This window comes from Bradyrhizobium sp. Pa8 (assembly GCF_052588265.1).
This window is the reverse complement of sequence record NZ_CP176767.1, coordinates 4,549,234-4,570,346: the sequence shown is the minus strand read 5'-3', so window position 1 is coordinate 4,570,346 and position 21,113 is coordinate 4,549,234. Positions and strand designations below refer to the sequence as shown.

General features: G+C 64.9%; 24 protein-coding genes. 11 read left to right on the top strand and 13 right to left on the bottom strand.

The genetic code is table 11. The features are described from left to right. The first annotated feature begins 133 nt into the window (after nt 1–133). The 6 genes from ACKWRH_RS20740 (at nt 134) to ACKWRH_RS20715 (ending at nt 5,844) form a co-directional block, all read left to right on the top strand. Nucleotides 134–760, top strand: coding sequence for a PilZ domain-containing protein (locus ACKWRH_RS20740; protein ID WP_445222103.1), 627 nt, complete (start codon nt 134–136; stop codon nt 758–760). A gap of 122 nt (nt 761–882) precedes the next feature. Beyond that, nucleotides 883–1,890, top strand: a complete 1,008-nt coding sequence (locus ACKWRH_RS20735) for an acyl-CoA desaturase (RefSeq protein ID WP_445222102.1) — start codon at nt 883–885, stop codon at nt 1,888–1,890. Between the two features lie 136 nt (nt 1,891–2,026). Beyond that, nucleotides 2,027–2,269 (top strand): hypothetical protein, encoded by a 243-nt coding sequence (locus ACKWRH_RS20730; RefSeq protein WP_445222101.1) that lies wholly within the window; start codon nt 2,027–2,029, stop codon nt 2,267–2,269. A 569-nt stretch (nt 2,270–2,838) separates the two neighbouring features. Next, nucleotides 2,839–3,879, top strand: a complete 1,041-nt coding sequence (locus ACKWRH_RS20725) for a PrsW family glutamic-type intramembrane protease (RefSeq protein ID WP_028151012.1) — start codon at nt 2,839–2,841, stop codon at nt 3,877–3,879. 69 nt (nt 3,880–3,948) lie between these two features. Beyond that, the gene (locus ACKWRH_RS20720) at nt 3,949–4,527 is read left to right on the top strand and encodes an HdeD family acid-resistance protein (protein ID WP_445222100.1); all 579 of its coding nucleotides are present in this window, start codon (nt 3,949–3,951) and stop codon (nt 4,525–4,527) included. Between the two features lie 231 nt (nt 4,528–4,758). Beyond that, a complete protein-coding gene (locus ACKWRH_RS20715; protein ID WP_445222099.1) occupies nt 4,759–5,844 on the top strand; it encodes a 3-deoxy-7-phosphoheptulonate synthase in 1,086 nt (361 codons plus the stop codon). A gap of 140 nt (nt 5,845–5,984) precedes the next feature. Here the strand turns inward: ACKWRH_RS20715 and ACKWRH_RS20710 are convergent, their stop codons facing one another. Genes ACKWRH_RS20710 through epmA form a run of 3 tightly spaced genes read right to left on the bottom strand, consistent with a single transcriptional unit; the run spans nt 5,985 to nt 8,441 of the window. Further along, complete coding sequence (locus ACKWRH_RS20710; protein ID WP_445222098.1) at nt 5,985–6,242, bottom strand: hypothetical protein; 258 nt, start codon at nt 6,240–6,242, stop codon at nt 5,985–5,987. Between the two features lie 43 nt (nt 6,243–6,285). Beyond that, nucleotides 6,286–7,380, bottom strand: coding sequence for a lysine-2,3-aminomutase-like protein (locus tag ACKWRH_RS20705; RefSeq protein WP_445222097.1), 1,095 nt, complete (start codon nt 7,378–7,380; stop codon nt 6,286–6,288). Continuing rightward, nucleotides 7,377–8,441 carry an EF-P lysine aminoacylase EpmA gene (gene epmA, locus ACKWRH_RS20700; protein WP_445222096.1) on the bottom strand — a complete coding sequence of 355 codons (1,065 nt, stop codon included), beginning with the start codon at nt 8,439–8,441 and terminating at the stop codon, nt 7,377–7,379. Before epmA ends, ACKWRH_RS20705 begins: the two co-directional genes overlap by 4 nt. A 162-nt stretch (nt 8,442–8,603) precedes the next feature. Here epmA and efp point away from each other — a divergent pair, with 162 nt between their 5' ends. Both efp and ACKWRH_RS20690 read left to right on the top strand, forming a co-directional pair. After that, on the top strand, nt 8,604–9,170 hold the full coding sequence (gene efp / locus ACKWRH_RS20695) for an elongation factor P (RefSeq protein WP_028151018.1): 567 nt from the start codon (nt 8,604–8,606) through the stop codon (nt 9,168–9,170). 78 nt (nt 9,171–9,248) lie between these two features. Continuing rightward, on the top strand, nt 9,249–10,817 hold the full coding sequence (locus ACKWRH_RS20690) for a M23 family peptidase (RefSeq protein WP_445222450.1): 1,569 nt from the start codon (nt 9,249–9,251) through the stop codon (nt 10,815–10,817). A gap of 31 nt (nt 10,818–10,848) precedes the next feature. On the opposite strand, the gene ACKWRH_RS20685 is transcribed toward ACKWRH_RS20690, so the two are convergent. Together ACKWRH_RS20685 and ACKWRH_RS20680 are read right to left on the bottom strand one after the other, a co-directional pair. After that, nucleotides 10,849–11,352 (bottom strand): cupin domain-containing protein, encoded by a 504-nt coding sequence (locus ACKWRH_RS20685; RefSeq protein ID WP_354243569.1) that lies wholly within the window; start codon nt 11,350–11,352, stop codon nt 10,849–10,851. Between the two features lie 32 nt (nt 11,353–11,384). Then, nucleotides 11,385–11,864: a carboxymuconolactone decarboxylase family protein gene (locus tag ACKWRH_RS20680; RefSeq protein WP_445222095.1), complete on the bottom strand. Its 480-nt coding sequence runs from the start codon at nt 11,862–11,864 to the stop codon at nt 11,385–11,387. A 53-nt stretch (nt 11,865–11,917) separates the two neighbouring features. Between ACKWRH_RS20680 and ACKWRH_RS20675 the strand changes: the two genes are divergently transcribed. Continuing rightward, nucleotides 11,918–12,445: a MarR family winged helix-turn-helix transcriptional regulator gene (locus tag ACKWRH_RS20675; RefSeq protein WP_445222094.1), complete on the top strand. Its 528-nt coding sequence runs from the start codon at nt 11,918–11,920 to the stop codon at nt 12,443–12,445. Between the two features lie 6 nt (nt 12,446–12,451). Here ACKWRH_RS20675 and ACKWRH_RS20670 read toward each other — a convergent pair whose 3' ends face one another. The 3 genes from ACKWRH_RS20670 to ACKWRH_RS20660 all read right to left on the bottom strand — a co-directional run bounded on the left by ACKWRH_RS20670 (nt 12,452) and on the right by ACKWRH_RS20660 (nt 13,311). Further along, entirely contained in the window at nt 12,452–12,640 is a 189-nt protein-coding gene (locus ACKWRH_RS20670; protein WP_135213536.1) for a hypothetical protein, read from the bottom strand. Nucleotides 12,641–12,725: 85 nt separating this feature from the next. Then, nucleotides 12,726–12,977 carry a hypothetical protein gene (locus ACKWRH_RS20665; protein WP_445222093.1) on the bottom strand — a complete coding sequence of 84 codons (252 nt, stop codon included), beginning with the start codon at nt 12,975–12,977 and terminating at the stop codon, nt 12,726–12,728. A 73-nt stretch (nt 12,978–13,050) separates the two neighbouring features. Next, entirely contained in the window at nt 13,051–13,311 is a 261-nt protein-coding gene (locus ACKWRH_RS20660; RefSeq protein ID WP_254138445.1) for a hypothetical protein, read from the bottom strand. A 132-nt stretch (nt 13,312–13,443) separates the two neighbouring features. Here ACKWRH_RS20660 and ACKWRH_RS20655 point away from each other — a divergent pair, with 132 nt between their 5' ends. Beyond that, entirely contained in the window at nt 13,444–14,673 is a 1,230-nt protein-coding gene (locus ACKWRH_RS20655) for a lytic murein transglycosylase (protein ID WP_445222092.1), read from the top strand. 22 nt (nt 14,674–14,695) lie between these two features. Here ACKWRH_RS20655 and ACKWRH_RS20650 read toward each other — a convergent pair whose 3' ends face one another. From ACKWRH_RS20650 to recJ, 3 genes are all read right to left on the bottom strand, one after another. Beyond that, nucleotides 14,696–15,493: an aldolase gene (locus ACKWRH_RS20650; RefSeq protein WP_445222091.1), complete on the bottom strand. Its 798-nt coding sequence runs from the start codon at nt 15,491–15,493 to the stop codon at nt 14,696–14,698. 108 nt (nt 15,494–15,601) lie between these two features. Continuing rightward, entirely contained in the window at nt 15,602–16,411 is an 810-nt protein-coding gene (locus ACKWRH_RS20645; RefSeq protein WP_445222090.1) for an SDR family NAD(P)-dependent oxidoreductase, read from the bottom strand. 92 nt (nt 16,412–16,503) lie between these two features. Then, complete coding sequence (gene recJ / locus ACKWRH_RS20640; protein WP_445222089.1) at nt 16,504–18,345, bottom strand: single-stranded-DNA-specific exonuclease RecJ; 1,842 nt, start codon at nt 18,343–18,345, stop codon at nt 16,504–16,506. 282 nt (nt 18,346–18,627) lie between these two features. Here recJ and ACKWRH_RS20635 point away from each other — a divergent pair, with 282 nt between their 5' ends. Further along, complete coding sequence (locus ACKWRH_RS20635; RefSeq protein ID WP_038959475.1) at nt 18,628–19,704, top strand: methyl-accepting chemotaxis protein; 1,077 nt, start codon at nt 18,628–18,630, stop codon at nt 19,702–19,704. A gap of 80 nt (nt 19,705–19,784) precedes the next feature. On the opposite strand, the gene ACKWRH_RS20630 is transcribed toward ACKWRH_RS20635, so the two are convergent. Together ACKWRH_RS20630 and ACKWRH_RS20625 are read right to left on the bottom strand one after the other, a co-directional pair. After that, a complete protein-coding gene (locus ACKWRH_RS20630; protein WP_445222088.1) occupies nt 19,785–20,543 on the bottom strand; it encodes a sulfite exporter TauE/SafE family protein in 759 nt (252 codons plus the stop codon). Between the two features lie 73 nt (nt 20,544–20,616). Next, nucleotides 20,617–20,790, bottom strand: coding sequence for a hypothetical protein (locus tag ACKWRH_RS20625; protein ID WP_445222087.1), 174 nt, complete (start codon nt 20,788–20,790; stop codon nt 20,617–20,619). Between the last annotated feature and the right edge of the window lie 323 nt (nt 20,791–21,113).

Here is a 21,113-nt window from a genome sequence, read left to right as displayed (position 1 = left end):
CAATGACGATGTCGTGAGATGGCCAGGTCATTTACCGGAAATTTACCCCTGCTATTTGATCGGCGTATCGTTTGCTTAGACGTTGCGCCCTACCGTGAATCTACGGAAACACTCCGAAACACGATTGGCGTTCATGTCCGTCTCAGAGTTCCTCAGGCAGCGCGCAGTGGAAGTCAGCGTGAGCGGCAGCTACTCGCTGCCGCGCTGGTACGATTGTGAGGGCCAGCTGCGCACCTTCGCCTGCCGCACCAAGCGTGTCTCCCCGTTTCGCATGATCGTCGACGTGCCTGTTGTCGGCAAGGTCGGCGAGCGCGTGACCTCCTATTTCCAGGACTTTGGCGAATTCCAGTGCACTATCAGCGCGACGCTGAAGGCTGGCTTCCTGATGGAACTCGACATGACGCGGGAACGGCGCGCCTGGATGTCGGAAAAGCTGACCTGGCTGGAGAAGAAGCAGAAGGACGCAAGCATTCAGGACCTGCGCATTGACGCGCGCTTCGTTCCCCAGGTCTCGCACACCTTTCTGACGCTCGCCGACGGCAGCACCCATGCCTGCTTCATCATCGACGTCTCCACGGCCGGCGTCGCGATATCCTGCGAATACGACCCGCCGATCGGAACCCCGCTTGCGGTCGGCGCCTGCGTCGGGCGCGTCATTCGCAAATTCGACAACGGCTTTGCGGTCAAGTTCGCCGAGAAACAGCGGCAAGACGACCTCGTCCGCCTGGTTGTCCGTACGCCCATGCTGCAATCGGCCTGAAACGGCCCGATCGATTTTAACTCAATTTTAACTAAATACTGGAGGTGCTGATCCCCGCGCGGTAGGGTGTGACCCAGCATGTCCGCAATCACTGCGGGCCCCGAGTTATTGGAAGTCCTGGAATGTCCATTGCTGAGTTCGCCCCGGCAGAGACCGCCCGAAACGCGCCTGCCGCCGTAAAGCCGCAGCTCCCGCCCGGCGTCATCACTGAAGGCCCGCTCGTTCAGGCCAAGTTGCGCGAAAGCTATCTCCTCCTCGGCATTCTCTATGTCGGCGCTGTCGCGGGCATCATCTGGGCCATCACGCAAGGCGTCGGCAAGGTGGAGCTGTTTACCTTCGCCTGGATGTTCGCGCTGACGACGTTCGGCATCGGCGCCGGCATGCACCGCCTGTTCGTCCATCGCAGCTTCCGCACCGGCCCGATCATGCGCGTCTTCTTCTGCGCCATCGCCCAGATGGCGGTGCAGGGCTCGATCGCGAAATGGGTCGCGAACCATCGCCGCCACCACCTCTATGCCGACGACGTCGGCGATCCCCACAGCCCGCAATTCGACGGCTTCGGCAATCGCTATGTCAGCGCCCTCAAGGGTTTCCTGCACGCCCAGGGCAGCTGGGTGTTCGACCAGGCGACCACCGACAACGAATACTACGCCAAGGACATCCTCGCCGATCCCATTGCGATGTTCTTCGTGCGCACGCGCTGGGTCTGGTACGGGATGTCCGGCGTCTTCATTCCCGCCGTCATCGGCTACACCTTCGGCGGCGTGCACACCATGATCGGCTGCGTGCTGTTCTCCGGCCTGCTCCGCTGCTACCTGCTGATCCTCACCAGCCAGCTCACCGGCTCGGTCTGCCACGCCTACGGCTATCGCCGCTTCGAGGTCGAGGACGCCTCGACCAACGAGTTCGTGACTACGATCCTCACCTTCGGCGAGGGTCTGCACAACAACCATCACCGCTTCCCGCGGGACGCCTATATCTCGCACGCCTGGTGGGAGATCGATCTCAACGGCCTGATCATTCTGGGCATGGAGAAGATCGGCCTCGTCCACGACGTCTTCCACGCCTCGCACCGTCAGCTGGAGCTGGCGTCCGAAGCGGAGGCGCAGGCAGCCACGACGGCACGCTAAGGCGGCAGGCGGCGGCCGTTCCTCCGGCCGCCTTGCCTCCGCTCGCTGCCCTATCGCGGCCCCATTGCGGGATCAGCTTTTGAGGGTCTGTGCCTCGTGCCGGACATCATTTGCAGACTTGCGATCGGGGGACCGAATGGCAGTCAACAAGATTACCTGGGACCGGGTTGGCCGGGTCACCGAGCCCGGACGCTACATGTACACCTTTGGCTGGCTGACGATTACGGCCGGCGACCTCGATATCTGGAAGCAATATCCGCAAGCCGCCTTCACGCTGCTCGCGCACCACGCCGAGCCGGACATGGCCGTCGGCCAGGAATTCCATCTCGGCGCCTTCGACATCGCGCCGGACGCACAGCCGCCGTTCACCACGCATTGAAGCGCGGGAAACGCCAGCCCAGATCGCCGTGCGAGCTGCGCGCGGCGCAGGCGACTGCGGGAACGCATGGCATCCACGTTGCTTAATCAACGTCATGATACACATCCCCGCTGTCGACCAGGCCTTCCTGCTGCTGCTCATCGTCTTCTGCCTTGGCACGTGCCTCGTTCGCGCCTTCTGGGAGCTGGAGCAGGTGCGGGCACGCCGGGTCGCTGCGCCGCCCCGTGGGCGCACAACGAAGCGTGACTAGGCCGGTTGGCCCGGCCGCGCGTGGTCCAGGCGGCAGCCACGCCGCCTCTGGACTCGCCGCTCAGCCACGTGCATCGTGAATCGAAGAAACCTGTGCAGTGCCTTGATCTGACTTACCAATCGCGATCCGGTGGCGGCCGCGCGGCCGCTGCCATGGATGACGAATTGGTTCTGTCATGCGCTTGATTGCGCTCGTCTTCTACACGTTCGGTGCCGATCCCGATGAACGCTTGCTGTCGCGCCCGTTAAGTGACGTGACAGCAAATGGTCGCATCGGTAGACGTAGATAAGCGGATCAAGGGAACCTATTTTCGGCGCCGATGTACCTGATTGAAGCTTTGCCCACCGTCATCGGAACTGCCGCCATCGCCCCGGCGCTGCTGATGCTGTGGCTCGTCATTGCCGCCGAGGAGCGCCCGGGACCGCCGGCCCAGGTCTGGACTGCATTCCTGCTCGGCGCGGCCAGCATTTCGCTGCTGGGCCTTGCCCGCGCGCCCTTCGCCAAGATGGTTGCAGCCCCTGACAACCCCTGGGCGGCGCTCGCCATGCATTCGGTCTTCGGGGTCGCGCTGCCCGAGGAAGCCGTCAAGGTGATCGCCATCGTGCTGGTCTCCTCGACCAAGCGGCGGACCTTCGCCAATCCGATGGACACCGTGGTCTATGGCGCCGCGGTCGGCCTCGGCTTTGCCGCCTACGAGAACCTCGCCTACCTCGTCCAGCATGCCGAGATGTGGCGCTCGCTGGCCGCCCTGCGCAGCGTGCTGACCGTGCCGTTCCACGGCGCGCTCGGCATCATCGCCGGCGCCTACCTGACGATCGCGCGTGCCGGCACGGCGCTGGGTGCGAACCGCCACCATCGCGACTGGGCCCGCCTCTCCAGCCGCCTGCTGATCTTCGCCGGCCCGCTCGCGCTGCATTCGGCCTTCGACTTCCCGCTGCTGACCTTGCAGCGGATGCCCGATCTCGATCCGACGCTGCGGATGTGGCTGGGCGGAGCGAGCCTGCTGATCGGCTTCAGCTCGATCGCCTTCGCCATCCGCCTGGTGCGGCGGGTCGCGCGCCATCACGCGCCGCGGACCGATATCGCGCGGGAGCGGCTTAGCCAGCTGCGCCGGATGTGGGCGCTGCTGCTCGCCGGCGGCGGCGTCGGCTTTCTCGGCCTCGCCTTCGTGCTGACCTCGATCCATCACTGGCTGATCAATCCCGAGCGCAATCTGACGCTGGCCCTGATCCCGATCGGCTTCGTCTCGATCCTGCTCGGCCTCGCGCTCCTGATCGTCACGATCGCGATCTACATTCTCGGCCGCAACCGCGTTCGCACCAGCGGCGAAGGTTTTTCGTCAGCGCACGGCGGCGGTTGAGCCACGGGATGGCAAGCTGAGTGTGTGCATACTAGATTGAGCACACATCTTTCGATCTGGAGCCTGCCGATGACATCGCCTGAGGATTTTTCCCGGCTGCAATCCGCCATGAGCGAAACGGTCAAGGCGCATTGGAAGGCCTTCCTGTTCGAAGGCATCTTGCTTGCCGTTCTCGGTATCGCCGCGCTGATCCTGCCGCCGCTCGCAAGCCTTGCGATCGCGATCTTTCTCGGCTGGATGTTCCTGATCAGCGGCATCGGCGGACTGATCGTGACCTATTGGGCGCGCAGCTCGCCGGGCTTCTGGTGGTCGCTGATCTCGGCCGCGCTGGCCGTGCTCGCCGGCATGCTCCTGCTGGCCCGGCCGATGCAGGCCGTGCTGACGCTGACCATCGTGCTCGGCGCCTACTTCCTCGCCGAGGGCGTCGCCACCATCATGTATGCGCTGGAGCACCGTCGCGATTTGAGCAGCCGGTGGACGTGGCTCCTGATCTCGGGCCTCGTCGACATCGCGATCGCGTTCATGGTGATCACGGGGCTGCCGAGCTCGGCGGAATGGGCGATCGGCATCCTCGTCGGCATCAATTTGCTGTTCGGCGGCGCCACCCTGATCGGCATGGCGCTGGCGGCACGCAATAGCAACACCTGAGACGTCTCATCGCGCCGGCGCCGTTTTGGGGGGTGACAACCCCCCCGCGGCGCGCTATATGCCGGTCCATGATCACCCTCGTCACCAGCTATTTTTGGTACTTTAGCTACGACAGCTCGCTGGCGGCAGGAGGATCGCGCTCAATCTGAATATTGAAGCAAACGTCCGAACAAGCCGCCAGACCTGGCGGCTTTTTTATTGCCGGCAGGTTCAACCAAACAGGAGCCTGCCGTGCTGAGCACGACCGACGATCTTCGTATCCGCGAACTGAAAGAGCTGAGCACGCCGGAAGAGGTGATGCGGGAAGTGCCGCGCACGCTCACCGCAACGCGTGTGGTGATGGCGGCGCGCAACGCCATCCATGCCATCCTCAACGGCCAGGACGACCGCCTGCTGGTCGTGATCGGCCCCTGCTCGGTGCACGATCCCAAGGCCGCGCTCGAATATGCCGAGCGCCTCGCGAGCCTGCGCGAAGACCTTGCCGACCAGCTCGAGATCGTGATGCGGGTCTATTTCGAGAAGCCGCGCACCACCGTCGGCTGGAAGGGCCTGATCAACGATCCCGACCTGGACGGCAGCTTCGACATCAACAAGGGCCTGCGGCTGGCGCGCAACGTGCTGTCCGCGGTGAACAATCTCGGTCTGCCCGCCGGCACAGAATTTTTGGACATGACGACGCCGCAATACATTGCGGACCTCGTGTCCTGGGCCGCGATCGGCGCGCGCACGACCGAGAGTCAGATCCATCGCGAGCTGGCCTCGGGGCTGTCATGCCCGGTCGGATTCAAGAATGGCACCGACGGAAATGTGCGCATCGCGGCGGACGCTGTGAAGTCGGCCTCGCATCCGCATCATTTCATGGCGGTGACCAAGCTCGGCCGCTCGGCGATTGCCTCGACCGCGGGCAACGAGGACTGCCACATCATCCTGCGCGGCGGCAGCAAGCCGAACTACGATGCGGCAAGCGTTGCGGCCGCCTGCAACGATCTGGCCAAATCCGGCGTCGCTCCGCTGGTGATGGTGGATGCGAGCCACGCCAATTCGAGCAAGAAGCCGGAAAACCAGCCGCTGGTCATGGCCGACATCGCCGGCCAGATCTCGGGCGGCGAGAACCGCATCATGGGCGTGATGATCGAGAGCAATCTCGTCGCCGGCCGCCAGGACGTGGTGCCGGGCAAGCCGCTGACCTACGGTCAGAGCATCACGGATGGATGCATCGACTGGGCGACCACCGCGACCGCGCTCGAGCAGCTCGCTGACGCGGTCGAGATCCGGCGCAACTCGCAGCGCGCGGGGCTGCACGAGCGCTCGGCGTAAGGCCAAAGCAAAACGCGGGCGGGGCGAGCTGTCGCGCCCTGCCCGCCGCTAGCGGCTTATTACTTGAGCATGATCTTCGCGCAAACGCATCCCGCGTTTGTCGCGATGGGAAACCGTTTGACACTTTTCCGGACGATGCTTTAGCAGCCGCGGCAGATGCTCTTGATCTTCTTGTCGAGCGCCGCGTCCTCCTTGTTCACGGGATTGTTCGGATCGCTCAGATTCTTCTCGCTCGGCACATCGCTGGCGCGCGGCTGGCGATGACCGATGGGTGCCTGCGGCACCGATCCCGACGTGGCGCCGCCGGATGTCGACCCCTTGGAGCTGCCGGGCTGTGCAACCGCCGCGCCGCCAAGCAAGACCACGAGCGACGCTGCCACCACCATGATCTTCTTCATGTCCGTTCCTCCATTCTCAAACCCGCGTTCTCTGCATCACCGCTCACGTCTCGGGCGGATAGAGATGAACGTCGCCGCAATAATCCACGATACGATAGCGCGTTTCCGTCTCCGCTTCACGCGCGTCGGCTGCGGTATTTTGCACCGCCAACACATAATTCGGCCCCACCGGGGATTTGCCGGCGCCGCCGGGAATGTCGATGACATAGTCGGGCTGACACAGTCCTGACACCCGTCCGCGCAACTGGCGCATCAAATCCTGCCCCTGGGCCAGCGTCGTTCGCAAATGCACGGTCCCCGGCGCGAGATCGCCGTGATGCAGATAATAGGGCTTGATCCGGCATTCGACGAAAGCTCGCATCAAATCCGACAAAGCGGCGATGGTGTCGTTGACGCCGCGCAAAAGCACGGACTGGCTCACCATGGGAATCCCGGCATCGGCAAGCCGTGCGCAGGCTGCGCGCGCAGGCCCCGTCAACTCGCGCGCATGGTTGGCATGCACCGCGACCCAAGTGGTCGCGCCCTCGACCTTCAACGCAGCCACCATCTCGTCGCTGATCCGCGCGGGATCAGCTACCGGCACGCGGGTGTGAAGGCGGATGATCTTGACGTGATCGATTCCCGCGAGATCGGCCATGATCTCGCTCATCCGGCGCGGCGACAGCATCAAGGGGTCGCCGCCGGTCAGGATCACTTCCCAGATCTCGCTGTGCGAACGGATGTAATCGATCGCCGCGCGATATGCGCCGTCCGAGAGCGCGTTCTCCTTGCCGGGCCCGACCATTTCCCGGCGGAAGCAGAAGCGGCAATAGACCGCGCAGACGTGAACGAGCTTGAACAGCACGCGGTCGGGATAGCGATGCACGATGCCCGGAACCGGCGAGTGCGGGTGATCGCCGATCGGATCGGCGCTCTCGCCTGGCTGCATCTCCAGTTCCGCGACGGTCGGAACGAATTGCCGCGCGATCGGATCGTCGGGGTCGGACGTGTCGATCAGCTCGACCAGCGCCGGCGTGATCGCCACCGCATAGCGCGCGGCGACACGCTCGAGCGCGGGCAGCGCTTCCGCCGGTGCAAGCTGCGCGGCCACAAGCTCGGCCGGCTCACGCAGTGTGCGTGCAAGGTTGGTCTTCGTCATGTCTCACTTAACGTTTCATTTGCAGGCGGTGTCCACACCACCTGATCGATCCGCGCTGCGCCGCTCGCCAGCATCACCAGCCGGTCGAAGCCGAGTGCGACACCGCTCGCCTCCGGCATTTCGGCGACCGCGGCAAGAAAATCCTCGTCCAGCGGGTAGGCCTCGCCATAGCGGCGCTGCTTCTCCGCCATCGACTCCGTGAAGCGCTTGCGCTGTTCCTCGGCGTCGGTCAACTCGCCAAAGCCGTTGGCGAGCTCGACGCCGCAGGCATAGACCTCGAACCGCTCTGCGACCCGCGGGTCATCGGCCTTCACGCGCGCCAACGCCGCCTCTGGAGATGGGTATTCGAACAGAATGGTCAAACGCCCCTGCCCCAGATGCGGCTCGACATGCTCGACCAGGACCTTGCTGAAGATGTCGGACCAGGTGTCGTCCTCGACGACGCGGACCTTGGCGCCGGCCGCCCGCGCGAGCGCGGCACGATTACCCTCGCCGCCCGAGATTGTCGACAGCAGGTCGATCCCTGCGAAGCGCTCGAAGGCGCCGGCGACCGTCACAAGCTCCGGGTCGGCGAAGGGATCGGCGGTCCGGCCGCGGAAGGAGAACGTCCCGATCCCGGTCGCCTGCGCGGCGCGGGCGATGACGACGACTGTGTCCGCCATGATGGCATCGTAGGGGGCGCGAGCCCGATACCATTCCAGCATGGTGAATTCGGGCAGATGCAGGTCGCCGCGCTCGCGATCACGGAACACCCGTGCGAATTCGAAAATCCGCTCCTCGCCCGCCGCCAGCAGCTTCTTGCAGGCGAATTCCGGCGAGGTCCGCAAGTACCGGCTGGCACGGCTGCCATCGGGCCGCATGATCTCGGTCCGGGGGGCGTGCAGATGGGTTTCGTTGCCCGGGGAGACCTGAAGGACCGAGGTTTCGACCTCGAGGAACCCCTGCTCGGCGAAAAAGCCCCTGAGAGACCCGGTAACGGCCCCCCTGGCCTGAAGGAACGGCCGCCGGTCGAGATGCCTCCCGGGCGACCAGAACGGCGAAATCGGCTTGTCCCCAACCATTACCCGGCTGCTCCCCGGCCCAGCAAAATGCTGGCATCCAACGGCAAAATCAGTATGTTGCGCCCCGAAACGGGCGCTGAGGTCCGATTTGAGACCCCGAGTCCCCCCGAGATTTGACCACGTCCTGGCCCGAGCCGGGCCAAGCAAGCAGGAAATATAGCTTTGAGAGTCATCGCCAGTTCTATTCGCAAGGGCAACGTGATCGAGCAAGACGGCAAGCTTTATGTCGTCGTGAGCGCCGAGAACATCCATCCCGGCAAGGGCACCCCGGTCAGCCAGATCGAAATGCGCCGAATCTCGGACGGGGTAAAGATCTCCGAGCGCTACAAGACCACCGACCAGGTCGAGAAGGCCACGATCGAAGAGCGCAACTTCACCTTCCTCTATGAAGATGGTGACGGCTACCACTTCATGAACCCGGAAACCTACGACCAGGTCCAGGTCTCCAAGGACGTGGTCGGCGACGCGGCCTCCTATCTTCAGCCAGACATGACCGTCAAGCTGTCAACCCACGACGTCAACGTGGTCTCGCTCGCGCTGCCGCAGCGCGTGACGCTGGAAGTGGTCGAGACCGAGCCGGTGACCAAGGGCCAGACTGCCTCCTCCTCGTACAAGCCGGCGGTGCTCTCCAACGGCATCCGCACCACCGTGCCGCCGCACATCGCGGTCGGCACCCGCATCGTCGTCATGACCGAAGACGGCTCCTACTCCGAGCGCGCCAAGGACTAACGGAGAGCGGGACGATCGGACAGGTGCCGCCGGGGGGGCGAGACAGTGGTTGGGAAGGGTTTCCGCTTCGTCTCGCTTATGCTGGCGTCGCTGTCGCTCCTCACTGCTACGCCGCTCGCTGCGGATGAGATCCGCAGCCCATCACTCACGGCCCTGCGCGTCGATTGGCGCGCAGCGCTCGACCAGCTCCGCACTGAGGTCAACAGCCGTCCCCAGGTCGCGGGCGACTTCATCTTCGTACCCCGCCGTTCGGTGCCACGCTACGATCCGCGCGCGATGCCTGCGCTGGTGCAGCTCAACGCGGTCTCATCGCAATTCTTCACCGGTATCGCCCGCAGCTCCGTGCCCGTGCTGCTGCCGTTCGATGCGGCCGCATATCTCGAGGCGCAACGCAACCACGCGCCGGGGACACTCGCGCTCTCGCGCTATCAGGCCGATTTCAATCCCGCCGACATGTTCGATGCCGGCCCCTCAGGCTACAGTGCCAGCTTCTCGCTCGAACCCGGCGCCGGCGACGGCATGCCGAGCCGCGTCTACGCAAGGCCGGTCGAGGTGCAGATCACGGGCTCGGCACTCGTTTACGACGTCGCCGATCCCGCCGGCGGCAAGGGCGAGCAGGTCAAGCCGCTTGCGGCAACCTATCCGGACCTGCGCAGGTTCATCCGGGAAGGCTATGTGCGCTACGCCTTCACCCGCTTCGGCGTTGCCTATGTCGTCTCCATCCAGTGCCTGGACAGCATCGCAAAGCCGCGGAGGCTCGCCTGCAAGGAAGCCTATCCGGTTGCCGAGCGCTTCCTGAAAGGGCTCCGCATCGCCGGCGGCCAACGCATGCGGCCGCTCACGGACATGGCCTCCAGCATCATCGATCGTCCTTCAGCGCGGTCGCCGGATTTCACCTACCGACCGAGCGGCGACATCATCCCGAACACCGGCTATCGCAACAAGGCCGGCCATCCGGATGTGATGACCTATGCGCAGATCCGTTTTCCGCTCGAAAAGGCGCCCGCCTTCGTGCGTTCCCAATCCTACGGCAAGCGCGACAAGAGCGACGGCCCGACGGCCTATCCCTGGCGCGACAATTTCTGCGAGTCCCGCAGTTTCGAGGTCTGGCAATGCGGCGGCGGTTATGGCCACCAGGGCGAGGACATCCGCGCCGCCGAGTGCCCACCGCCCGGCGAAGGCCGCGAACCCTGCAATCCCAGGCAGCGCGGCGTCGTCGCGGTGCGCGACGCCATCGTGATCCGTGGCACCAAGGATCAGGCCGCGACACTCGAGGTCAACAGCCGGACCGAGCATATCCGCTTCCGCTACATGCACATGAACCCGCAGGCCCTGACCGCCGACGGCATGCTCAACGGCCGCATCGTCACCGAAGGCGAGAAGATCGGCGTGGTCTCCAACTATCTCGACCATCCCGCCGGCACATCGATGCATCTGCATTTCGACGTGCAGGTATTTACCCGCGACGGGTGGATCTGGGTCAGTCCTTACCTCACGCTGGTCTCGGCCTATGAACGCCTGATCCACGCCCGCGGCCGCGAAGTCGGCCCGGAGATCGCCGGCACGCCGCAGCCGGTGGCGCATGCGTTGCCGGAGGACGTGATCAAGCCGGACCTGCGCGAGGGATCGAGCGGCGAGGAGAATTGAGGGGCGAGTTCGCTCACGCGGCCGCTACGGACTACTCCAACAACGTCGTCAGCTGTGCGCCCTCGTCCGCCACGAACACCGCGATCAATTCCGCCGGCTCGGTCGCGCTGGCATTGGCCGAGACCAGATGCGTGGATCCCGGTGGCTCGAAGAAGGACTGGCCGACACCAAATGTCTCGACAGGACCACCGCCAAGCTGGGAACGGATTTCACCCTTGGTGATATAGGCAGTCACCGAACCCGCGTGACGATGCGGCCGCGAGAATCCGCCGGGACCGTAGAACACACGCACGATGGTCACGCGCTTGCCCGGGACGTTCGGCAGTGCGTAGGAGCCGATCGGCTCGACCTTGTCGAGCGGCGAGCTCTCCGCCGCGGTCGCGCAAAGCGGCGCCAACGCGCCGGATACGGCATCCATCGTCACCGGCAACGCCTTGCCGATCGCAAGCGCGCAAGCGAGCCCGCCGACGACGGCCAGCGCCATCGAGCGCGATGGCACCGGACGCTGCGCATGGGTCAAACTCATTGCAGTCATGACAACCTCCCCTTGTTTTCTCGTTGTTGCAATCAAGATGCCGCAGCGCTCGCTGCGGCCGGCCGCTTCGCCGGCGTCCAGCGATACGCGGCGCCAAAGCGGTTCCAGACGTTGATCGAGGCGACCGCCGAGGTCAGGTACATCAGCTCGGTCGCGGAGAATTCGCCGGAAGCTTCCGCATAGACCTTTTCACTGACGCCATCGGGCAGGAGGGACAGCGCCTCCGCCCAGGCCAGCGCGGCGCGCTCGCGCGCGGAAAACACTGGCGCCTCGCGCCAGACCGCGACCAGATTGAGCTTGTCCACGGGCACGCCGATCCGCTCCGACAACAGGACATGATGCTGCACGCAGAAGGCGCAGCCATTGATCTGCGAGGCGCGCAGCTTGACCAGCTCGAGGAGCTGCTTGTCGAGGCCCGCCTTGGCCGCCACCTGGCCGAGCGCCAGCACAAGCTCATACGCATCGGGCGCGATCTTCTTGAAATCCTCGTATTCGCTGCGGGCGTGTGACATTGCCGTTCACCTCGTGTATTGTAAGACTGCTTATATCTTATAAGAGCTCTTATATGCCACGCAAGACCGCTGCCATCACGAAATCGAAGGCTTCGCGGAAGCCGGCCGCGCCTGCCCAAATCGCTGCCGTTCGCGTGCCCGCGCCCGGCGAAGGCAAGCGCGGCGAGCAAGGTTATCTCGGCTATCTGCTGCGGCAGGCCCATGCCGCGGTCCGCCTGACAATGGAACGGACGCTCGCCGACCTCGGCGTGACATCGCCGCAGTTTGCCGTGCTGACCATGCTGAACGCCTATCCGGGTCTCTCGGGCGCCGACGTCGCCCGGCTCACCTTCCTGACCCCGCAGACGGTCGGAGTGATCATTCGCAACCTCGATCGCGACGGTGCGATCGTGATGACGCCTCATCCGGTCCACGGCCGGATCCAGCAATGGACGCTGACGCAGCGGGGAACGACGCTGTTGAAGGCATGCAGGGAGCGCGTGATCGCACTGGAGAAGCGTCTTGCGGCAAGTCTGGACGCCAAGGCAGAAACCGCGATCCGGCGCTGGCTCGCCGGCATCGCCGCCGATTTGCAGGACTAACCGGCTCTAGTCGCCGCCGCCTCCGTCACCACCGCAGCCGCCGTCGCCTCCATCGGCATCCGAGAAATCGCTGACGGCGCCGTCGCCCTGAATGCCGCGGCCAAAGTTCTCGGCGATGATCATCAGGATCACGACAAACAGCCCGGCGCCGAACGGCCAGGGATTGGTACGGATGATGTCGAACAGCTCCCGCATGCGCGCATTCTTACGCAGACGGAAGCAAATCGACCGTAAAGCCACAGGCTTGAAATTGGGGATATCCGGGCGAGCGCAGGGACGCTCAACCGCCCTTCAACGCTTTCTTAACCTCGCCATCGGGCCAAGCATCGCCCGCCGCGCTCACGCGCACGCGGCTCTGATCGGCGGCATTCACCAGCACATGCGAACTCGTCCGATCACGGCTCGGCTCGAGACGCAACTCGGTTTCGGGCTTCCAGCTCAACGTGGTCGCGAGATCGCCGGGATAGATCCGCCATCGCGATCCGTCGTCGAGTTCGACGACATGGCTTTCCGCATGTGCCCGTATCTTCATTCCACCCCGAATTCTCGATGAGCAGATTGCGTGCAGAAGGCGGGCCCCGGCGCTCGGCCGGGGCCCTGCTCCGTCAGTCGTTGTCGTGATGAATCACGGTCTTGCTGCGATTGCCGAATTCATCTTCCTTCTTGATCACCGTGGTGCGGTCGGCGGGCTCGCGCTCCTTGATGACCGTGGTGCGGTCGCGATCGCGATCCCGCTCACGATATTCGTGCGACTGTCCGACCGTCACGCCGGCACCGACCGGGCCGACGTGAACGCCGACTTCGTCGGCGAATGCAGGGGCGGCGATGGCCGTGACCATGGCGGCGGCAAACAGATATCTTTTCATCTTCATCCTCCAGTGTATGCGGAGGGAATGCGGGACTGCGACACTTTGTTCCGGCGGAACGCGGGCGCTGGCCTGTTCCCGGTGTTCCAGGAAGCGGCCCACAGCAGCCGTGATTCCCGCTAGAATGGGTCCATGAAACAAGCTGATTCCTCGGCCAATCGCAGCCGCCGCGCCCTGCTTCGGTCCACGCTCGGCGCAGCCGCATTCATCACATTCCCCACGCAGCTTCTCGCCGCGCCTCCGGGCTTCGACGAATGGCGCGAGGGTTTTCGTGCACGCGCCATGGCGAAAGGCATTTCGGCCGCGACCTGGCAACGCGCGATGGCCCGGGTCGAGCCCGACATGAGCGTGTTCAAGCAGATGCGCAACCAGCCCGAATTCCACGAGCAGGTCTGGCAATACATCAACCGCCGCGTCTCGGACTGGCGCATCATCAACGGCAAGATCGCGCTGAAGAACAACGAAGCGCTGCTCGCGCGCATCGAGCGCGATTTCGGCGTCGAGCGCGGCACGCTGTTGGCGCTGTGGGGCGTGGAGTCCGCCTATGGCGATCCGCTGGTGCAACAAAACCACATGACGCCGGTATTCCCCTCGCTCGCCGCGCTCGCCTGGAACGAGCCGCGCCGCAAAGCCTATTGGGAGACCGAGCTGATCAACGCGCTGCGCATCGTCGACAAGGGCTGGAGCACGCCGGAGCAGATGCAGGGATCCTGGGCCGGCGCGATGGGGCATTCGCAATGGATGCCGGAGGTCTGGCTCAATGTCGGCATCGACTATGACGGCGACGGCAAGGTGTCGCCGTTCGGCAAGCCCGACGACGCGCTGGGCTCAACGGCAAAGTATCTGGTCAATCGCGGCAAGTGGCGCCGCGGTGAGCATTGGGGCTACGAGGTGCGCGCGTCCGGAGAGGCGAGCGGCAACCGCACCTACGCGGCGTGGGCATCGGCCGGCGTCACCCGCGCCGACGGCCAGCCGTTTCCGCAACCGAATGCATCCGCGCAGATGTGGACGCCGGTTGCGGGCGGGCCGACGTTTCTGCTGGGACCGAATTTCTATTCGGTGAAGAGCTACAATCCCTCGATGAACTATGCGCTCGCAATCTGCCATCTCGGCGACCGCTGCCTCGGCGCGCCGCCCTTCATCCAGCCCTTCCCCGGCTCCGAACGCGCGCTGACGCTTGCCGAGGTGCAGGAGATGCAGACGCGCCTGACCAAGGCCGGTTTCGACACCGGCGGCACCGACGGCCGTGTCGGCAACGACACCATGAAGGCGATCAAGGATTTCCAGCAGCGCGCAGGGATCACGCCCGCCGATGGCTATGGCGGGCTGAAGGTGCTGGCGAAGTTGCGGCAGGGGTCGTAGCGCCGGCCCGTAGTGGCGTTCGCTAGTGCCGGTACTGCGGTTCTTCCGCATCCAGCTGGCGGCGGATCGCGGCGAGATGCAATCGCGCGGATTCGGAATCGCCTTCGCGCATTTGCCTGTAGGTTTCAGCGGCAATCGCGGGATCGACCGGCAGCACCTTCCGTCCCGTCGACATCGCCAGCACCTGCACCTCGGCGGCGCGTTCGAGGTAATAGAGATCGTCCCAGGCTTCCGCGATGGTCGGCGCCAGCACCATCACGCCATGATGCTTCATGAAGACGATGTCGGCATCGCCGACGGCCGAGGCGATGCGCGCGCCTTCGCGGTTGTCGAGGGCGAGGCCGTTGTAATCGCGATCCACTGCGGTGCGGCCGTAGAATTTCAGCGCGGTCTGGCCGGCCCAGATCAGGGGATCGCCCTCGGTCATCGACAACGCCGTGGCGTAGGGCATGTGGGTGTGGAAGGCGACCTTCGCACGCGGCAGGCGCTTATGCATCTCGGCGTGGATGTAGAACGCGGTCGCCTCGGGCGCGCCCTCGCCGTCGAGCACGTTGCCGTGGAAATCGCAGATCAGGAGCCTTGACGCCGTCAGCTCGCGGAAGGCGTAACCGTAGGGATTGACCAGGAAGAGATCCTCATGGCCGGGCACGACGGCCGAGAAATGGTTGCAGATCCCCTCCTCAAAGCCGTTGCGCGCGGCCATGCGGAAGCAGGCTGCGAGGTCCTCGCGCGCGGTGCGGATCGCGTCGGTGGCGAGATCAGGCCGGTTCGAGCGGAACGGCGCAGGTGCGGATGAGGAAGATTGAAGACTGTGCGCCATGGCGAAGGAAACCTCTTTCGGTCGGAAGAGGCCCTCGTTGTACAGGGCCGACGCCTCTGCGTCAGCCCCTGCGGGCGCCACCCTGCCCTTCGCGTCTGGCGCGGCGGCTTATTGCCGCCGCGGCACGCCGCCGGCGTTCATGCCGCCGTCGATGACAAGCTCGCTGCCGGTGACGTAGCGCGAGGCATCGGAGGCCAGATACAGCACGCCGGAGGCGATCTCCGCGGCCTGCCCGGCACGGGCGAGCGGGGTTGCGACCTTGGCTCGTTCCTCGGGGTCGATCGGTGCGTTCTGGCCGGCGCCCGTCGCCCCCGTCGGGATCTTGCCCCAGATCGGCGTGTCGATGATGCCGGGATGAACGGAGTTGACGCGGATGCCGTCGCCGGCGGCCGCGCACTCCATCGCGATCGATTTGGCGAACAGCCGCACGCCGCCCTTGGTCAGCGAATAGGCCGAGAGGCCCGGCGCGCCGCGCAGGCCTGCAAGCGACGACATCATCACGATCGAGCCGCCGCCGGTTTTGCGCATCAACGGCAGGCAATGCTTCACCGAGAGAAACACGCCGTCGAGGTTGATCGCGTTCTGCTTGTGCCAGTCAGCGAGCGTCATATCGACGATCGAGGGTACGGCAATGCCGATGCCGGCATTGGAGACCATGATGTCGAGCCGGCCGTAGCGCTTGGCGATCTCTTCGACGATCTCGATCCAGCGCTCCTCGCTGGTGACGTCCTGCTCCAGGAAGATCGCCTTGCCGCCGGCTTTTGTGACGCGCTTGACGAGCTCCGGGCCGCGCAGCTCGTCAATATCCGAGATGACGACGGTAGCGCCTTCGCGCGCGAACAATTCGACGATGGCCTCGCCAATACCCGACGCACCGCCCGTCACCAGCGCGACCTTGCCCTCGACCTGCCCTGCCATGTTCACTCCCTTTTTTTGTTGTTTGAGCGGCTTATTTTTGATGCATGATCTCCGCGCAAACGCGTACCGCGTTTTTCGCGAGGGATCTTGCGTTATCTAATCACGGATGGCCCCTGGTCCGGTAGCGCGACGTCGACCACGCGGAATTGCACGCGCTCGGCGCCCTGGTACCGGTCGACCGACAACGATCCCGCGACATGCAATTGCTGACCGCGATTGGCGAGAAGTGCATTGCCGAGCTTCTGGCCGACCGAACGGAACGCAATGCCGTTGACGATCGAGCCGTCGCCAGACTTGAAGCGTAGCCTCAAATGCGCCTGTCCGACCTCATCGGCATAGACGAGCTGATGCGATGGCAGCGCCAGCACGACTTCCGGATTGCCGCTGCCGAAGGGACCGGCGCGGTTGAGCGTGGTCGCAAGCTCCGTCGTCACGGCGCGCGCGGACACCGCGCCGTCGACATAGAGCTCGTTGACATGGCGCGCCTCGGCAACGTCGCGCGCCAGCGCATTTTCGAGATAGGCGCGGAATTCGGCGAGCTTCTCCTTCCTCAACGTCACGCCCGCGGCCATCGCGTGGCCGCCGCCCTTCAGCAAGATGCCGTCGGTGACCGCCTGCCGCACCGCCTTGCCGAGATCGACGCCGGCGATGGAGCGGCCCGAGCCGGTGCCGATGCCGCCGGGCTCCAGCGCAATCGCAAAGGCCGGTCGCGAAAACTTCTCCTTCAGGCGGGACGCCACGAGGCCGACCACGCCGGGATGCCAGCCTTCGGAGGCCGTGACGATGACGCCAATCTTGTCCTCGAGCCCGATCGAGGCCAGCGCCTCGGCTTCGGCCTGCGCTTCGGCCGCCTGCTCGATGACGCGGCGCTCGCTGTTGAGGCGATCGAGCTCGGCCGCAATCCGCGCCGCCTCGACGCTGTCGCCTTCGAGCAAGAGCCGCACGCCGAGATCGGCGCGGCCGATGCGGCCGCCGGCATTGACGCGCGGCCCCAGCATGAATCCGAGATGCCAGGCCTCCGGCGGGCCGTTGAGCCGCGCCACGTCCATCAGCGCGGTATGACCGACATGGTCGCGCCGCCGCATCGCGATCAGGCCTTTGGCGACGAAAGCACGGTTGAGCCCGATCAGCGGCGCGACATCCGCAACCGTGCCGAGCGCGACGTGATGCAGCATGCCGAGCAGATCGGGCTCGGGCATCTCGCTCGTCCAGAAGCCGCGCTGGCGCAGCTCGCGGTTGACCGCGACCAGCGTCACCAGCACGAGGCCGACGGCGGCGAGATGGCCAAGGCCCGAGATATCGTCGAGCCGGTTCGGATTGACCAGCGCATCGACCTCCGGCAGCTCCGTGCCGGCCTGGTGATGATCGATCACGACCACGGACATGCCGAGGCGCTTGGCTTCCGCGAGCGGCTCGATGGTGGTGGTCCCGCAATCTACCGTGACGAGCAGCGTGGCGCCCTTGGCGGCCAGCGCGCGGATCGCTTCGGTGTTCGGGCCGTAGCCTTCGAAAATCCGGTCGGGAATATGGATCAGCGGATCGAGCCCGCAATGGCGCAGATGCCAGGCGAGCAGCGCCGCCGAGGTCGCGCCATCGACATCGTAGTCGCCAAAGATCGCAACCTTCTCGCCGCGCACCGCCGCATCCGCGATCCGCTTCGCGGCGGCCTCCATCTCCGTCACAGTGTACGGGTCCGGCAACAGCTTGCGGATGGTCGGATCCAGGAAGTCGCTGACGCCATCGATGTCGATGCCGCGGCCCGCCAGCACCCGCGCCAGCAACTCCGGCAGCTGGTGTCGCTGCACGATGGCGAGCGCCTTGGCCGCCCCGCGCGCATCCAGCCGGTCGAGCCAGAGCTTGTCGGTGAGCGAGCGCGCGACGCCCAGAAACGCCTGGGGCACTTCGACGGGCAAGGCGGTTGCGGGCGGCGTCATGAGTCGAGACTGGCTTGAGGAACCCAGGAATCGGACTGGGCGTTGCGGCGATCGGCCGACAATGACGATTGACCTGGAATCCCCCGGGATTTGCAATGTCCGCGCCGCACAAAGCGGTGGATTGCCGCTTTGCTGCGCGGACTGACTATCATTTGGGCAATCCGTGGAACAGCAAATTAAGCGGGCGTTAGGCGGAATCTTCGAAAAAGACTCGTATTCGATCTGTAATTAGTTGTTCCGGGTTCGTTGCAGATCAGGCCTCATTGCCAAGGGGAGCCCCCGATGTCTGCTGCGCTGGGTCTCAAAGCCAAGCCGATCGCCACCGAACCCGCTGATGACGATTCCGATATCTCCGCGCTGATCAATCGCCTGACCGCGGAGGTCAACCAGATCGCGGTCGACAAGACCAAAGCGATCCAGCAGATCACCAACCAGATGAAGATGCTGGCGCTGAACGCGCTGATCGAGAGTTCGCGCGCCGGCGCGCAGGGCGCGGGCTTCGCGGTGGTGGCGCAGGAAGTGCGCGGCGTCGGCCAGCAGGTCGAAACCATCGCACGCGAGCTCGAAACCCAGCTTACGAAGCGCACCGGCGATCTCGTTGCCTCGATCGACCGCATGAGCCAGCGCTCGCGCGGCGAGCGCATGGTCGACCTGTCGCTCAACGCCATTGAGCTGATCGATCGCAACCTCTATGAACGCACCTGCGACGTGCGCTGGTGGGCGACCGACTCCGCCGTGGTCGATTGCGCGGCCTCGCCGAGCGCCGCAGCCGTCTCCCATGCCTCGCAGCGCCTCGGTGTGATCCTCGGCGCCTACACCGTCTATCTCGACCTCTGGCTCTGCGACCTCGACGGCAACGTCATCGCCAACGGCCGCGCCGACCGCTTTCGCGTCGTCGGCCAGAACGTCGCCCACACAAAGTGGTTTCGCGAGGCGCGAACCTTGCGCTCCGGCGACGACTATGTTGCCGGTGATGTCGAGAACCAGCCGCTGCTCGGCAATGCCCAGGTCGCGACCTATTGTGCCAGCGTCCGCGCCGGCGGCCAGGCCAACGGCGCGCCGATCGGCGTGCTCGCCATCCATTTCGACTGGGAGGCGCAGGCCCGCGCCATCGTGCAGGGCGTGCGCGTCGGCGACAGCGACAAGGCGCGCGTGCTGCTGGTCGATTCCAATCTGCGTGTCATCGCAGCTTCCGATGGCCAGGGTATTTTGAGCGAGCGCATCTCGATCTCGCTGAACGGCCAGCGGTCCGGCTTCTACCACGACCGCACGGGCGCGCTGGTCGCGTTCCATGCGACGCCAGGCTACGAGACCTATCGCGGCCTCGGCTGGTACGGCGTGATCGTCTGCGGAGCGTGACGACGTCATCACGAGACCTGTGAGCGGGGCAGCGTGACCGTCGAACGATGGTCGCGCCGTGATGCGGCGCGACTTGCAGCCTATCCGAGATAGCCAGACACTCCGTCCCACAACAGCTTCAACGCCGTCACGGCCAGCAAGCCATGGCACGCCCGGTAGATCTGCCGCTGGTCCAGCTTTCCGTGCAGCCGCCAGCCGAGCCAGACACCGCTGGGAATGGCAAGGAGGCACGCCGCCATCATGATCCAGACGTTGCCCGCCGGCCGCACGAGCAACAGCCAAGGTACCGCCTTGATCGCGTTGCCGACGGTGAAGAACAGGCTCGTCGTTCCCGCGTAGACCTCCTTGCTGAGGCCAAGCGGCAGGAGGTACATCGCCAGCGGCGGTCCGCCGGAATGCGCGACCATGGTCGTGACACCCGAGGCAAGACCGGCAGCAACCGCCTTCGGCGAGGAGCGCGGACGAATGACCACCTTCGGATCACGCACGAGCCATATGCCGACGAAGCTCAACGTCACGACAGCCATCACGATCGCGACGGCGCGATGGTCCAATACACGGAACAAGAGATAGCCGAGGGCAATGCCGATCACGAGCGCGGGCAACAGCAGCACCAGGTCCGGCTTCGACCATGTCGAGGGCTTCCAGTAGCGCAGTGCGAACAGGTCCATGGCGATGAAGAGCGGCGCGAGCAGACCGCCCGCCGTGACCGGATCCATCACGCACGACAGCAACGGAATGCCGACGATGGAGAAGCCGCCGCCGAATGCGCCCTTCATGAAGCAGATCAGGAAGACGCCGGAAAAGGCGATGATCACTGTGGAGACCGTCAAATCCATCTGCGCATCTCCATGACCGTCACGCTCGCGCCTTGGCTCGCGTCACGCCGAAACATCGCGGGCGAGACTCGGCTCAGATCGCCGTGACGTCGTCATCGGTTGCTGTTGGGCCGGCGTCGGTCGACGTCGCTTGCGAGGTTCGAGGCGGCTCGGCCTTCGGCTGGAAAAAGAGACCGGGCAGCACTGAAGGCAGGCCAAAGGTCATTCCGAGGAATGCCAGAAACACATCAAGATAACTCACGTTCATTCTGTTGCTCCGCTTTGTCTGGCGCGACCACCTCTCGGTGCATTTGAGGGTCGATGCGGCGCAATATGAACCGGTACATTTCTCAGTACAATAAGAACATTGATCTCGGTGCAATTTCGCCGCCTCCGTATGGCCTGAGCAGATGCAGCAAACTTCGTTGGGCTTCGATCCGACCGCGGCAGGCGCGGCGTCCACCCCGTCGCAACGAGTCTTCTGAAGCATTTTCCGGCAAAGCGGGCCGGTTACAGGCAAGAGCCCGCCGCATTGCTCGGCTAAGCTGCGCTTCGCATCACGTTGGGCGACGTGACGTGATCGGCTCACGG

Bases quoted from the DNA above. Each gene is read 5' to 3' on its own strand.
- ACKWRH_RS20740 (WP_445222103.1), top strand. From the start codon at position 134: ATGTCCGTCTCAGAGTTCCTCAGGCAGCGCGCAGTGGAAGTCAGCGTG.
- ACKWRH_RS20735 (WP_445222102.1), top strand. From the start codon at position 883: ATGTCCATTGCTGAGTTCGCCCCGGCAGAGACCGCCCGAAACGCGCCT.
- ACKWRH_RS20730 (WP_445222101.1), top strand. From the start codon at position 2,027: ATGGCAGTCAACAAGATTACCTGGGACCGGGTTGGCCGGGTCACCGAG.
- ACKWRH_RS20725 (WP_028151012.1), top strand. From the start codon at position 2,839: ATGTACCTGATTGAAGCTTTGCCCACCGTCATCGGAACTGCCGCCATC.
- ACKWRH_RS20720 (WP_445222100.1), top strand. From the start codon at position 3,949: ATGACATCGCCTGAGGATTTTTCCCGGCTGCAATCCGCCATGAGCGAA.
- ACKWRH_RS20710 (WP_445222098.1), bottom strand. From the start codon at position 6,242: ATGAAGAAGATCATGGTGGTGGCAGCGTCGCTCGTGGTCTTGCTTGGC.
- ACKWRH_RS20705 (WP_445222097.1), bottom strand. From the start codon at position 7,380: ATGACGAAGACCAACCTTGCACGCACACTGCGTGAGCCGGCCGAGCTT.
- epmA (WP_445222096.1), bottom strand. From the start codon at position 8,441: ATGGTTGGGGACAAGCCGATTTCGCCGTTCTGGTCGCCCGGGAGGCAT.
- ACKWRH_RS20690 (WP_445222450.1), top strand. From the start codon at position 9,249: ATGCTGGCGTCGCTGTCGCTCCTCACTGCTACGCCGCTCGCTGCGGAT.
- ACKWRH_RS20685 (WP_354243569.1), bottom strand. From the start codon at position 11,352: ATGACTGCAATGAGTTTGACCCATGCGCAGCGTCCGGTGCCATCGCGC.
- ACKWRH_RS20680 (WP_445222095.1), bottom strand. From the start codon at position 11,864: ATGTCACACGCCCGCAGCGAATACGAGGATTTCAAGAAGATCGCGCCC.
- ACKWRH_RS20675 (WP_445222094.1), top strand. From the start codon at position 11,918: ATGCCACGCAAGACCGCTGCCATCACGAAATCGAAGGCTTCGCGGAAG.
- ACKWRH_RS20670 (WP_135213536.1), bottom strand. From the start codon at position 12,640: ATGCGGGAGCTGTTCGACATCATCCGTACCAATCCCTGGCCGTTCGGC.
- ACKWRH_RS20665 (WP_445222093.1), bottom strand. From the start codon at position 12,977: ATGAAGATACGGGCACATGCGGAAAGCCATGTCGTCGAACTCGACGAC.
- ACKWRH_RS20660 (WP_254138445.1), bottom strand. From the start codon at position 13,311: ATGAAAAGATATCTGTTTGCCGCCGCCATGGTCACGGCCATCGCCGCC.
- ACKWRH_RS20655 (WP_445222092.1), top strand. From the start codon at position 13,444: ATGAAACAAGCTGATTCCTCGGCCAATCGCAGCCGCCGCGCCCTGCTT.
- ACKWRH_RS20650 (WP_445222091.1), bottom strand. From the start codon at position 15,493: ATGGCGCACAGTCTTCAATCTTCCTCATCCGCACCTGCGCCGTTCCGC.
- ACKWRH_RS20645 (WP_445222090.1), bottom strand. From the start codon at position 16,411: ATGGCAGGGCAGGTCGAGGGCAAGGTCGCGCTGGTGACGGGCGGTGCG.
- recJ (WP_445222089.1), bottom strand. From the start codon at position 18,345: ATGACGCCGCCCGCAACCGCCTTGCCCGTCGAAGTGCCCCAGGCGTTT.
- ACKWRH_RS20635 (WP_038959475.1), top strand. From the start codon at position 18,628: ATGTCTGCTGCGCTGGGTCTCAAAGCCAAGCCGATCGCCACCGAACCC.
- ACKWRH_RS20630 (WP_445222088.1), bottom strand. From the start codon at position 20,543: ATGGATTTGACGGTCTCCACAGTGATCATCGCCTTTTCCGGCGTCTTC.
- ACKWRH_RS20625 (WP_445222087.1), bottom strand. From the start codon at position 20,790: ATGAACGTGAGTTATCTTGATGTGTTTCTGGCATTCCTCGGAATGACC.